This window comes from Paraburkholderia bryophila (assembly GCF_003269035.1).
In the GTDB taxonomy this organism is placed as follows: domain Bacteria; phylum Pseudomonadota; class Gammaproteobacteria; order Burkholderiales; family Burkholderiaceae; genus Paraburkholderia; species Paraburkholderia bryophila.
The window spans coordinates 291,807-304,888 of sequence record NZ_QLTK01000006.1; the positions used below are offsets into that span (position 1 = coordinate 291,807).

Below are 13,082 nucleotides of genomic sequence, written 5' to 3' on the forward strand. Positions count from 1 at the left end.
TGCGGCAGTCGAAAAAGAACTCCTGCTATGGGAACGCACTTTTCGCTTGCCATTCCCTTGCATGTTCAAAGCGTCCATCGCGATGAAATCGGAAACGAGATAGGAGTGTTTGCAGTGCATCAAAGTGAACGATTAATCGGCCACGCTGCCACTGTCGCCGCTAAAACCGCCCTGGTACTGGAAACCAATAATTTGCGCGGTGGCGATTCGGCGGCCAACGCGTTGTCGAGCCTGAAACGGCTGATCGAGCGGCTGACGCGGCAAACGCTCCCGCCGCAAGCGTTCGCTCAGTGGATCATCACGCACGACGGTCTCGACGCTCGCGCGCGCGAGGACCTCGTCGAACTGGCGGGCCGGCCCGTCGACTTCGTCGAAATCGGCGCGCAAACCGGCTATTACGACGCGAAGAACCTCGGCTTCGAGCAGGTCGACGCGACCCGCTGCGACTACGTCGCGTTCGGCGACGCCGACTGCCAGCCCGCCGCGGACTGGCTCGAGCGTCTGCTTGCCCCGTTCGGTGAAGCCGGCGCCGCCGCGCTGTCGGCGATCGCCGGGCGCACCACGTACAGCGCCAGCATGAGCGGCGCGGCGCTGACCACCATCGACTTCATGTATTTCCCGAGTCCATTGCGCGCGGGCGCGACGCGGAACTTCTATGCGAACAACGTCGCGTTTCGCCGCGAGGTGTTCGAGCAATACCGTTACGGCAAACTCGCGGGCGTGTATCGCGCGCATTGCCAGGTGATGGGCTTGCGTCTGCAGGACGCGGGCATGGTCGTGCATTACGCGCACGACGCGCATACCGAGCACCGTCTGCCGGACAGTTGGCGCGAAGCGGTGAAGCTGCGCTGGATGCGCGGCGAGGACAGCGTGGCGCTCACGCCGTACATTGTCCGTGCGTATTTGCCCGCGTCGCTGCACTGGTTCGCGCGCAGCGGGCCGTTGGCGCCGTTTTGCGTGATGGCGGGGCGCCTCGGCTTCAGTCTGCGCGCGCTCAATCATCAAGGTCTGCCGCCGCTGCGCGGCTGGCGGCGCGTCGCGACGGCCGGCTTGCTGATCGGCATTTCGTCGGTGGACACGCTGGGCGCGCTCGTGCGCGGCGCCGGTTTCGGCGCGCGGCGTGCGGCCGGCCGCGATGCCCAGGCGCTGTCCTATCACCGCCACTGAGGCGGGGTGAGATCCGCTCACGCAGGCGTTGTGCCTTCGCTTCTTCGCTTACTCCAGCTTCCACCTTCCCGATCATGAACGACTCTTCTCTGCGTGCGCTCGGCTATCGCGCGACCGGTATTGCGCTTCTGTTGCTGAGCACGGCGGCCCAGGCCGCGCCTGTCGAGTTCGCCGGTCGTGGCGTGTACGACTTTGCATCGGCGAGCGGTTGCCCGTTCGATTTCACCGGTGCCGCTACGGCCGGTGCCGCTACGGCCGCCGGCAAGGACGCAACGCACGCCGCCTGCAATCGCGTGGCGCTCGATATCCAGGACGCGCGCGCCAGTGTCGACCCGGACGGACACACCATCCTGCTGTCGAGCGACACCGCCCACGAAAGCAGAACGCTGATCGGCGACGTGCTGCTGCAGGGCAGCGGCGTGGCGTCGAATGGCCGACGGGTGCCGTTGAGTCTGCAGGTGCTGTTGCGTCGCACCGGCCGCACATGGAGCCCCGACATTTACGTGCATGCGCCGGTGCCGGGCAAGTTCGCCGAGGTGCGCATGGACCCGTACCGGATCGTCGTGCGCGAGGGCACGGAACAGCGCGTCGTGTTCACGCCGGAGCAGGCGTACGACCTGCTCGCGCATCCGTCGCTGGCGGCGCGCGTGGCGCGTCATCTGGTCGAGGTCCGGCCGACTGCGCAGGGCGAGGCCAACGCGAACGACATCACGATCGCGCTCGGGATTGGTCAGGTGGCGAAGGCGGTGGCACGCGCGCGCTTCAGCACCGATCAACCGGACGACACGGATCTGAATCAGGTACTCGCCACGCGCAACTGGACCGTCGACGTGGAAGCGTTGAGTAGCCAGATTCCGGCGTGGGCGGTCAAGCGCGAACTGTTTCTGTTCGGCCTCGAAGCCAGCCCGCTGTTGCAGGATGTGCGTGAACGCGGTTTCGACCAACACGACAAGCTGTCGTTCGGTGTGGCGAACGGCGCGGGCTTCCTGCGTTTCAACGGTCGCGAAGAACCGTTCGCGGGCGCGGTCGCGTCGGGGCGCGCGTTCATGCAGGACAGCTTCATCGGTCTGATTCTCGCGTGGCGCCACGATGCCGGCGAGCGCACGGCAGCGGCGGGCGCATCCGCCACGCGTGCGGCGAAACGGCTGGGCGGAGCGCCGGCGTGAGTCGGCTCGCCTACGCTTGTCTCGCACCCGCCGAACCACGCGGGTTGGCGGCGTTGCGCGCGTGGCTGGTCGACCGCATCAAACGCAAGGCGCTGCGGCGGCTGCATGCCGATCCGCGCGGCGAGCGGTTGGTGTTGCGCATGTATCTCGCCGCCGAAGACGCTACCGAACGCGCGCTGCAGGAAGAATTGCTGCCGCGGTCGCCCGCCTGGCTCACCCGGCAATTGAACCAGCATCTTGCGGACGAGCGCCGTCACGTGGCGTTGTTCGTCGACGCGCTGCAGGCCGTCGGCGATAGCGCGGAGCAGCGCCTCGCGCCGGACTGGCTGAGCCGCCGCAAGATCGCTCGATGGGACCGTCTCGCGCGCCGCTATGCGTCGCATTTCGCGCAGGGCGTGCTGGTGCCCGTCTACGCCACGGGGTTGTGCGCCGAACAGATGGCGACGCGCGTGCTCACGCGCCACTGCGACGTGCTCGGCGGCGCGCATGCGTTGTTTCCGCTGTTCGCGTCGGTGCTGGCGGACGAGCGCCGCCATGTGCGCCTTTGCGAGACCACGCTGCGGCGTATGGTGGCGCCCGCCGAAGTGGCTGCGCTCGCGGCGCTGATGCGCGAGATTCGCGCGATCGAAGCCGGCTACGCGCTGACCGGCGCGATCGCGATCTATCTGGCGAGCTGGGCGATCCGGCCGCTCAAGCGCAGACCTGAAAGCACGCGTCCTGGCCCGCAGCAGAACCGCCACACGCACGGCACATCATGACCCCTCACATCATCTACCTCGCGACGGCGGACGCGCGCGGCCATCTGATGCGCGCGCAACTATTGGTGCACGCATTGCGCAAAGCCGGCGCGCAGGTCGAAGTGCTGACCACGTCGGAGGCCGGGCGGCGCTTTCTGGCGAGCTTCGGCATCGACGCGCCGGTGCTGTCGCAGCACTACGCGGTGCAGTTCGACGAGCGCCAGAACATGCTGCGCCGCGCGACCAATCGCAACGTCGCGCACTACGTGTTCCGGCCGACGCGCATGCTGTACGACATCGACCGTTTGCGGCTGGTGGCGCGCAATGCCGATCTGCTGGTCAACGATTCGTTTCATCCGGCGCTGCTGTTCATGGGCATGTTGCCGGGTTGGCGGCGCAAGATCCTGCATGTGTACGGCGCGAGCCTGAAGACCGCGCTGCTCGCCAATTTCGACGGTGTGTTGCCGCGCGTGCTGGGCCGCATGTTCGCGCGCATCGTCGGCTGGCAGATCGATGCGGCGTGGTCGTGTATCGAGCACGATTTCGCTTATGAAGCGGACGGCGCCCCGGACACCCGCCGCTTTCAACTGCCGACCCCGGTCGCGCTAGCCGCGCCGCTTTCGCCGGAGCGTCACCATGACGCCGCGGTCTACCTGAACCCCCATTTCCGCGATGCGAATCTTGCCGATGCATTGAGCGCCGGTCTCGACGACGCGAGGCTCACCTCGCACCGCGTTGGCGAAGGCTATGCGGGACGGCCGGGCTGGCAGGGTGTCGATCCGAACTGGGCGAGTTGCGCCGCGCATGCGCGGCTGATCGTGTCGGCGCCGGGTATGGCGGCGCTAGCGATCGCGCAGGTCTATCGGCGTCCCATCGTGCTGGTCCTCACCGATCAGCCGGAGCAGGCGAGCAACGTGGCGCGCGCGAAGCGGCTGGGACTGTTGCATCGGGTCGTGACGTGGCGCGGCGACGCCGGCGATTTTCGTCGTCAGGTCGCCGACGCGGCGCATGAGCTTGCGCATTCCGATACCGCGCAGGTGAGCGGCGCGGCCGGCCGGCAGAGCGCGCAGGCGCGCGTCGATGCGTGGACCGAACGGCTGATCGCGCTGTGCGCGAGCGGCGCGCGGACCTGATCGCCAGGCCCCGCATGATGCGAAATCATCGGCTCAAGAGCGCTCGTCCCAGCATGCCTCGCGAGATGCAACGACTGGATTACCGGCAAGCGCTCGTCGCATCGCTCGGCATGGTGTTGGGCCTGGTGGTGTTTGTCGCGGTCGAGCGCTTCGTCGTGCCGCGTTATCACTTCGTCACGTTCGCGGACGATTCGATTCCGTTTATCCCGTGGTCGTGGTGCGTCTATGTGCTGTTCTTTCCGTTCGTGGTGAGCGCGTCGGCCTACGCATCGGCGGAGGACTTCCGGTTGTTCAAGTCGGCGGCGCTGCTGGCGTTCGTCGCCGGGCTCGTGTGTTTCATGCTGTTGACCGAAACCGTGCCGCGGCCCGATCCGGGTCTGATCGGCAATCTGTTTCTGCGGCAGCGGATCAGCCGTTTGTGGGGACTCGATCTGCCCACCAACGGCTTTCCGAGTCTGCATGTCGCCATGACCTGTCTCGCTTGCCGGATGCTGTGGCGCACGCGCGCCAAATGGCTCGCGGCGGCCACCGGTGCGCTGATCTGTCTGTCCACGTTGACGATCAAGCAGCACACGCTGATCGATGTGGCAGGCGGTGCGCTGTTGGCGTTGCTCTGCGGCGGGTGGGTGGCGAAGTGGCGGACGACCGTCGGGGTACGCGGCAATGCATAAGGTTGCCGAAGATTCGCCGACGGCAATCGCGGGGGCGATGGAGTCCGCGCGCGCTGACATGGCCGAGGCTGCGGCGTGTTCACGTGCGGCCATGCCTCAGACGACGCAGTCGTCGCGCGCCGGCGCCAACGCGGCGTTGAGCGGCTTCGCGCCGCATCCCGAACTCTTCGTGCTGACGCCGTGGCGCGCGCTTGTCGCCCTGGCTGCGGACTGGGCGCTGATTGCGGTCTGCCTGGCGCTCGCGGCACGCTGGCCTCATCCGCTGACTTACGTGGCGGTGGCGGTGGTGATCGCGCGCACGCAACTCGCGCTGGCGGTGATGATGCATGAAAGCGCGCACGGCACGCTGCTGCCCAACCGGCGCCTGAACGACGCGCTCGGCCAGGCCTGGGCGGCCGGCCCGTTATTTCTGTCGCTCGCAAGCTATCGCGCCGGACATATCAAACACCATCTCGCACCGATGCAGGCCGACGATCCGGTGGCCGCCGTGTTCGGCATCGCCGATTATCCGGTGTCGCGAATGCGCCTGGTCGCGCGTCTGCTCGCGGATGGGTGCGGCGTGTCGTACTTCGTCGGCGCGTGGCGAGTGGTGCGTGGCGATTTTCGCGAGATATTGCCGAAGGCGTCGAAGTCGCGTGTGTATCTCGCGTGGGAACTGGTTTCGATTCTGGCGACCAATGGCCTGCTGTTCGCGGTGCTCGCGCTGTGCGGGCATGCGTGGTTGTATGCGGGCTTGTGGCTGCTGCCGGCGATCACGCTGCTGCCGCTGATGGGGCGCATCAGGGCGATTCTCGAGCACGCGGGCTTGCCGGCCGGCGACGATCAAAGCCTCAACGCCAGAACGATCGTCGCGCCGTCGTGGCAGACCTTTCTGTTCGGGCCGCACGGTATTCACTATCACATCGAACATCACCTGTACGTACGTATGCCGTTTTATCGTCTCGGCAAGGTGCATGCGCAACTATCGGCGGCGCAATTGCTGCCGTGTGGCAATCTGTTTACGAGCTATCTTGACGTGTTGCGCGCGGTTAGCGGCAGCGCTAAAGATGCGGCCGTGGTGCGGCGGTGAATCGGCGCGCCACGCGGCTTTTACGGCGGTTGCCGTGGCAAACTGACTGTCTTGCCGAGTCGTATTACGGAGGCCGCGCGAATGCCCTTACTTGCTACGGTCGCGATGGCGGCCGCGATTCAGTCGGCCGCGTTTGTGCCGTTTGTTCAAAGTGACATCGACGCGCCGGGGCCGCATGGTCCGTTGCGCGGCACGCTGCTGTCGGCCGCCGCGCACGATGCGTCGGCTTCGGCTTCGGCTTCGGCTTCGGCTTCGGCCTCTGCCTCTGCTACCGTGCCGGTCGTGCTGATCGTGCCGGTTTCCGGTCCGACGGACCGCAATGGCAATGGCCCGCTGGTTCGCACGTCGGCGTATCGACTGCTGGCCGAGGGCCTGGCTAGCCGCGGCATCGCGAGCGTGCGGATCGACAAGCGCGGCATGTTCGGCAGCGCGTCGGCGATCGCCGACGCCGACGACGTGAGCATCGACGACTACGCGAGCGACGTACACGCATGGGTGACGAGTATCCGCCAACGGACCGGCGCGTCGTGCGTGTGGGTGCTGGGCCATAGCGAGGGCGGCCTGGTCGCGCTCGCGGCGGCGCGCGAAACCGTGGACATTTGCGGTCTGATCCTGGTCTCCACGGCGGGGCGTCCGCTCGCGCAGGTCTTGAAGGCGCAGCTAAAGGCGAATCCCGCCAACGCGCCGGTTCTCGATAACGCAATGTCGGTGCTGGCGTCGCTCGAAGCGGGAACAAGCGTGCCGGCCGGGCAGATCGATCCCGCCTTGCTGCCGCTGTTCCGACCGTCGGTGCAACGGTTTCTGATGAGCGAACTGTCGCTCGATCCGGCTGCGCTGCTGAGCGGTTACGCGAAGCCGGTCTTGATCCTGCAAGGACTGCGGGATCTTCAGGTCGCGCGCGAGGACGCCGAACGGCTCCAGCGCGCCGATCCACGCGCCGCGCTGGCGCTGGTGGCGAACGCTAACCATGTGCTGAAAACCGTTCGCACGGACGACCCGAGCGAAAATATCGCGACCTACACGAACCCTGATCTACCGTTGGCCGATTCCATCGTCGGTGTGATTTCGGCATTCGTGCGGCGCTAGCGACGCGGCGGCGCGCACGCATGAGCAAGCGCATGCGCGCAGCGCCCATCAATGCGTCTTGTTCTGCGCCCAGCGCAACTGTCGCTCCCGGATTCGCAGATTGATCCGGTCCGACGCGAGCGAGCCGAGCGTGGTCAGCATGGCCCGCTGCGTGGCATCGAAATGCCTCGGCGCACGATCGAGCACGCACAGCGAACCGAGCGGATAGCCTTGCACGTCCCGCACCGGCGTACCCGCATAGAAGCGGATATGCGGCTCGCCGGTCACGAAAGGATTGCGCGCGAAGCGGGCGTCGGTGGCCGCATCTTCGACGACCAGTACGTGGTTCTCCAGAACCGTGAAATTGCAGAATGCCCACGAGCGCGGCGTCTCCGTGCGTTCGAGCCCAAAGTGCGACTTGAACCATTGCCGGTCCGGCGTCAGCAGCGTGAGCAACGCGATCGGCGCGTCGAACCATTGCGCGGCGAGTTGCGTGATCTCGTCGAAGGCCTCTTCTTCCGGCGTGTCGAGCAAACCGGCGGCGGCGACGGCCTGGAGCCGCCGCGTTTCGTTAGCCGGGAGCGGGGTCTCCCGCGCACCGCCCGGCGCACCTTCCGACGCACCGTCCACCGCGACCAGCTGCCGCGCCGCTTCGTCCACCTGACCGAGCAGGCCCCGCACGCGCGCCTGCAACTCCGCTTCGGTCCACTCCGCGCCCAGCACGTGCAGCCGTTCGCCGAGTTCCGTTTCCGCCGCGAGATGCGCCGCGCCGAGCGGGCTGATCACCAGCAACTGGGTATGACCGAGCGCCGGATGCTGACCGATGCGCCGGATCATGGTCAGGCGATCGCGATCCATCCGGTTGAGTTCGACGATCACGATCGACGGCATCAGCACGCCGATCGACAGCAACGCGGCATAAGCGTCGCCGTCGGCCACCACCGCGCATTCCGGCGTGGCCGCGAGGGCGTCGCAATAGTGGCCGAGCCGGTGCTCGGACGCATGAATCACGGCGAACGTGGAAGGTTGCGCGGTGTGCGGCTTGAGCCGTCCCATCAGTTCAGTCACGGCGCTGCGGCGCACGCGCCGATGGCCGCCGGGCGTTTTCCACGACTCGATCGCGTTCTGTTCGATCCACACCTGCGCGGTGCGGATCGAGACGCCAAGCAACTTGGCCGCCGCGCGGGTGGTGATGATGGGATCGTCCATATTGGTATGAATTTTGGCTGCCTGCCACGATAGGCGATTCTCAGGCTATCGACAAGAACCCGGCAAACCTGAGCAATATGGAAAATATGAAACTTGGTGATACACTCTAAAACGAATCAACCGATTCAACGCCTTCGCGGTACCCCGACTACGAAGGACTTGCATGCCGGCTCCTGCCGGCATTTTTTTGGCCTGCCGCCCGGTAGACAGACCTTTCTGGCGCAATCGCCGCTTCGCAGCCGGTACCCTTCGATTCGCTAACACTCCCTTTTTATTAGCTTGCAAAGTGGAAAATATGGAAGTCCTCCACTCAAGATGCATTGCGCCAGGCCGTTAAGGAGTTCAATGCGCCGCCCAAAGGGGACTTCACATGAATGGTTTTTTCCAAACGATCCGCTTCAAAATTCTGTTGGCGATGGCAGTCTGCTTCGTCCTGATGGCGGCGATCAGCGTTTTCAGCCTGTCGGCGATTTCGCGACTCAAGTCGAACGTGACGAGTTCGTATTCGGGCGTGACCGTGCCGATCGTGGACCTGGCGAATTTCCGCGCGGCCCAGTTGCGGATTCGCCTGAAGCTGCGGCGCATTCAGGTGTTTCACGATCCTGCGATGACGAAACAGACGACCGACGCCCTGCATGCCGACTTCGACGCCATGAACAGCGCGTGGACCGACTACTATCCGGGCCGCGTCAGCGCCGCTGACGAAAAAGCCGTCGCCGACAAGGTTCAGGACGCGTTGCCGCAGCTCAAGCAGCTCACCGACCAGGCGAGCGATCTGCTGCTGGCCGGCAATTACGACGGCGCCACCAAGGCGGTGAACGACCAGGCGGCGTTGTCCGACACGCTGCTCGCGCTGGTCGGCGACGATCTGAAGATCAACGTCGATCAGGCCAAACAGTTCAACGCCGACAGCGAATCGACCGCCAACACCGCGTTGATGATCGCGATCGGGCTGGTGGCAGCCGGTCTTGTCGTGATGGCCGGGACCGCGGTGTTCCTGCTGCGCGCCATCGGCGTGCCGCTCAATCGCGCGATCGGCGTGGCCAATGAGATCGCCGCCGGCAATCTGGACAACCGCATCGTGCTGGATGTGAAGGGCGAGTTCGGCCAACTGCTGCAGGCGCTCGACACGATGGACCGCCAGATCACCCAGACGGTGCGCGGCATACAGACCTCGACGGAATCGGTGACGGTCGCTTCGCGCGAAATCGCGGCCGGCAATATGGATCTGTCGGCGCGTACCGAAGAACAGGCCGCCTCGCTCGAAGAAACCGCCGCGAGCATGACGCAACTCACCGAGACGGTGAAGCAGAACGCCGACAACGCGCGTCAGGCAAGCAGCCTCGCCACCGGCGCGACCGGTCTTGCCGACACGGGCGACGACGCGGTACGCGCGATGGTCGGCACGATCGAACAGATCAGCGGCAGTTCGAGCAAGATTTCGGAGATCACCGGCGTGATCGAAGGTATTGCTTTCCAGACCAATATCCTCGCGCTGAACGCGGCGGTGGAAGCGGCACGCGCCGGCGAACAGGGCCGTGGTTTCGCCGTGGTCGCCAGCGAAGTGCGCAGCCTCGCGCAGCGTTCGGCGTCGGCGGCGAAGGAGATCAAGGAACTGATCACGTCGTCGGTCGCGATTATCGACGGCGGCACGCGTCAGGCGGCGGGTGTCGGCGAAACGATGGGACAGGTCAAGCAGGCGATCAAGCGCGTCTCCGACATCGTCAACGAGATCGCGGCGGCTTCGGAAGAGCAAAGCCGCGGGATCGAGCAGGTCAATCAGGCCGTCTCGCAGATGGACGAGGTCACGCAGCAGAATGCCGCGCTCGTCGAGCAAGCCGCGGCCGCCGCGCAGTCGCTGGAAGAGCAGGCAGGCAACCTCAAGCAGGCGACCTCGGTGTTCCGGCTGGGACAGGGCGGGGCACGGGCGGTGTCGACGGGTTGGGCCGCGGAGCTGCGGCATGCACCGATGCTGGTCGAAGCCGGCGCTTGAAACAGGGCGTGACGCGCCGGCCGGGCACCCCGTGCGCGCGTTCTCACCTGATACGCATGCAGCTTTGAGCTAACCCGGACACCAGGCGTTTCGGGCGGATTTCAAACGCTGCATCACCGGTTCCTCGCGATCTTTTTGAATGCCTGCGGGTTTCGTTCTGCCGCCCGAACAACTCCTTCCTTTTGTCGAAACGCGCAGCCTGCAATGCGCTGCGCGCGATCGGGTGTGCTTCACCCGCCTTGCCCGGCTGGCTCGCATCGCGCAAAATTTTTTTTCCCTGATGCCTCGATGCAGCGCAGCCCCTCGGCACGCGCAGCGATTTATTGAGCCCCGGTCAATCGCGCAATGCGAGCCAGCGCACATAACGAAGCAGCCCGTTGCCGCGTCCGGGCCCGCCACAGCGGCTTGCGCCGCGATTCCCTCGTCTCATCCTTGCGACATTCCGGTCCGCGCTGGGTAAAAGCTACTTCGCCGTATTTCGGGTAAGCATATTTGACCGAGACATTCATCAAACCATTGCCAGTCAACGCGCCGACGGTTTTAAGGCCGCTTGATCAATGCATTAAGCATCTCCTCAAAGCACTTTTCCAGCCGCTAAACCACGTCTCAAATTCGACGCATCGCTCGCCGCAGTCCCCCTTCCGCAACGCCCTGTACATCCAACATCCTTACCCAGCAAGGCTTTGAGGCCTCATGGCACAGCCGTTGCAATAAGTCGATCACAAAGCGAAACACGCTGCAGCCGGGAAGCAGGAAAAGCAGAAGCAGGCATCACACGCTACACGCAGAAAAAAACCGGCAGCAGCAACAGTCTTCGTAAGTCGCGTTCGGGGAATTCAACGCGTTTTACGAGGTGCGGCGGGGCCAACGAAAAACGGATGTCAACGAACAACGACACGGGCGCTCGATACGCGGTATCGGCCACTCGTGATCGTGATGACGTGAAGCGCTGACCCCGCCACTTTTTTCCGTCCGATGGACGGACCTGAACGCCGCTTCGGCGAGCCTGTTTTCAGGCAGCCGCAGGGGCACCAACCGCAGTCAACTTTCACTCTTACGGGGGTTAGCATGAAGAACACGATCCAGCAATTTCTGCGCGAAGAAGACGGTGTGGCAGCGATCGAATACGGCCTGCTGGCCGGGTTGATCGCAGTGGGGATCATTACCACGGTCTCGTTGCTCGGCACCAAACTGAACGCCGTGTTCACGTACGTGGAAACGGCGCTGGCAGGCGTGGCCAACCCGGCTGCGTGATTCAAGCCGCTTCAGGCGGCGCAAAGCCGATCGCTCGCCCTGTCCCGACGGTCCTTCGAGACAGGGTAGCGACGGCCCTCGCACTGAACGCCGCGACAGCGGAACAGGTAGGCAACTCGATCCCAAGAACGGAGCAGGCGATGAACGGCGTTCCTTTTCCGGTGGGTCCGTGCGTGATGACGCTGGCGATGCTGGCAGCAGTGTGGGACATCCAGACACGCCGGATTCCTAACTGGCTGGTGGCGACAGGTTTGCTCGTGGCGATACCCGTGCAGTGGTTCACGCACGGCGGAGTCGACGCGATGGTGATGTGGTTCGGCGGCATGCTGGCGGGCGGTGCGATCTTCCTGCCCGGCTACGCGATGCGGCTGATGGGTGCCGGCGACGTGAAGCTGATGGCCGCGATCGGCGCCTTCTGCGGCGCTTACGGTGCACTTGAAATTGGATTGGCGACCTGTGCGGTGGGCGGCATCGGGTCGCTGGCAATCATGATCCGGCGACGCCAGATGCGCGCCGGACTGAGCGGGGTAGCCGCGTTGCTGGTCAGTTGCACGACGCCGGGAAACGGCGCGGCGCGACGCGCCGGCAGCGTCGCCGGTAGTAGTGCCATGGGGACCATGCCGTACGGAGTGGCCATAGCAATAGGCAGCGCGCTCGTGTTGTTCGCCAGCGTGTGACGCGTGCCGGGTGGGACAACAATTCGGGGGTTGAAAATGAAAAACGCGCGCGCTGTAACGATGTTGCTGATCGCGACGCTGGCCGGGCTCACCGCCGTGGTGTTCGCCTCGCGCTGGATGGTCTCGCAGTCGTCGAGCGCCACCACCAAAGTCGTGGTGGCCGCAACCGATATCAATCTCGGCCAGCGGATCGGACCGGACTTCCTCAAAGTCACCGACTGGCCTTCCAATAGCGTGCCGCCCGGCGCGTACACCGACATTCAGAAACTCGACGGCCGCGTGCTGAAGGACAGCCTGTTGCACGGCGAGCCGGTGGTCGACGCGAAGCTCACGCCCGTCGGCACGCTCGGCGGCCTCTCGGCGGTGATCGGCGAAGGCCAGCGCGCCATCACGGTACGAGTGAACGACGTGATCGGCGTGGCGGGCTTCGCGCTGCCGGGCAACTACGTCGACATCATCGTCAATACGCAGAAAGACGGCAGCGCCGCCGCCGGCCAGCACGACCAGAACATCTCGAAGATCGTGCTCGAAAAAATTCTCGTCCTCGCGGTCGCCCAGCAGGTGGGTCGCGACGAAACCAAACCGAAAGTGGTCGACGCGGTGACGCTCGAAGTGTCGCCGGAACAGGCCGAGAAAATCGATCTGGCGCGCAGCATCGGCACGCTTTCCCTGGTGTTGCGCAACCAGATCGATCCGCAGGCGATCGACACCGCCGGCGCGACCAAGTCCTCGCTGCTGAAGACGCCGGTCGTGGCGGTCGCGGTCGCCGCGTCCGAACCGAAGCCGGCGCGGATCGTGCGCAAGGTGGCACTGCGTGCGCCGGGTAACTGCGTGCGAGTACTCGACGGCGCCGACGCAAGACAAGAATGTTTTTGACAGGTTTAAGCCTGCAAGCCGTGACCGATACGCGACTGAGTTCGACCGGCAGCGCGTGAAAAACG

At 65.1% G+C, this 13,082-nt stretch carries 12 protein-coding genes; 11 read left to right on the forward strand and 1 reads right to left on the reverse strand.

What is annotated here, in order from left to right; translation table 11 throughout:
- Positions 1–114 precede the first annotated feature (114 nt).
- The 7 genes from BX591_RS13325 to BX591_RS13355 all read left to right on the forward strand — a co-directional run bounded on the left by BX591_RS13325 (position 115) and on the right by BX591_RS13355 (position 7,029).
- Positions 115–1,167, forward strand: coding sequence for a glycosyltransferase family 2 protein (locus BX591_RS13325; RefSeq protein WP_244146999.1), 1,053 nt, complete (start codon positions 115–117; stop codon positions 1,165–1,167).
- Positions 1,168–1,241: 74 nt separating this feature from the next.
- Positions 1,242–2,333 (forward strand): hypothetical protein, encoded by a 1,092-nt coding sequence (locus tag BX591_RS13330; RefSeq protein WP_111931902.1) that lies wholly within the window; start codon positions 1,242–1,244, stop codon positions 2,331–2,333.
- Positions 2,330–3,091, forward strand: coding sequence for a hypothetical protein (locus BX591_RS13335; protein ID WP_111931903.1), 762 nt, complete (start codon positions 2,330–2,332; stop codon positions 3,089–3,091). Before BX591_RS13330 ends, BX591_RS13335 begins: the two co-directional genes overlap by 4 nt.
- Entirely contained in the window at positions 3,088–4,203 is a 1,116-nt protein-coding gene (locus BX591_RS13340) for a glycosyltransferase family protein (RefSeq protein WP_111931904.1), read from the forward strand. Before BX591_RS13335 ends, BX591_RS13340 begins: the two co-directional genes overlap by 4 nt.
- 65 nt (positions 4,204–4,268) lie before the next feature.
- Entirely contained in the window at positions 4,269–4,874 is a 606-nt protein-coding gene (locus BX591_RS13345; RefSeq protein ID WP_244147000.1) for a phosphatase PAP2 family protein, read from the forward strand.
- A gap of 91 nt (positions 4,875–4,965) precedes the next feature.
- Complete coding sequence (locus tag BX591_RS13350; protein ID WP_111931965.1) at positions 4,966–5,943, forward strand: fatty acid desaturase family protein; 978 nt, start codon at positions 4,966–4,968, stop codon at positions 5,941–5,943.
- Positions 5,944–6,048: 105 nt separating this feature from the next.
- Positions 6,049–7,029 (forward strand): alpha/beta hydrolase, encoded by a 981-nt coding sequence (locus tag BX591_RS13355; protein WP_208459623.1) that lies wholly within the window; start codon positions 6,049–6,051, stop codon positions 7,027–7,029.
- A gap of 48 nt (positions 7,030–7,077) precedes the next feature.
- Here the strand turns inward: BX591_RS13355 and BX591_RS13360 are convergent, their stop codons facing one another.
- Positions 7,078–8,217, reverse strand: a complete 1,140-nt coding sequence (locus tag BX591_RS13360) for a GAF domain-containing protein (RefSeq protein ID WP_111931906.1) — start codon at positions 8,215–8,217, stop codon at positions 7,078–7,080.
- A gap of 370 nt (positions 8,218–8,587) precedes the next feature.
- Between BX591_RS13360 and BX591_RS13365 the strand changes: the two genes are divergently transcribed.
- The 4 genes from BX591_RS13365 (at position 8,588) to cpaB (ending at position 13,017) form a co-directional block, all read left to right on the forward strand.
- Positions 8,588–10,210 carry a methyl-accepting chemotaxis protein gene (locus tag BX591_RS13365; protein ID WP_111931907.1) on the forward strand — a complete coding sequence of 541 codons (1,623 nt, stop codon included), beginning with the start codon at positions 8,588–8,590 and terminating at the stop codon, positions 10,208–10,210.
- A 1,068-nt stretch (positions 10,211–11,278) separates the two neighbouring features.
- A complete protein-coding gene (locus BX591_RS13370; protein ID WP_111931908.1) occupies positions 11,279–11,464 on the forward strand; it encodes a Flp family type IVb pilin in 186 nt (61 codons plus the stop codon).
- A 140-nt stretch (positions 11,465–11,604) separates the two neighbouring features.
- On the forward strand, positions 11,605–12,141 hold the full coding sequence (locus BX591_RS13375; protein WP_111931909.1) for an A24 family peptidase: 537 nt from the start codon (positions 11,605–11,607) through the stop codon (positions 12,139–12,141).
- A gap of 36 nt (positions 12,142–12,177) precedes the next feature.
- Complete coding sequence (cpaB, locus tag BX591_RS13380) at positions 12,178–13,017, forward strand: Flp pilus assembly protein CpaB (protein ID WP_111931910.1); 840 nt, start codon at positions 12,178–12,180, stop codon at positions 13,015–13,017.
- Positions 13,018–13,082: the final 65 nt, after the last annotated feature.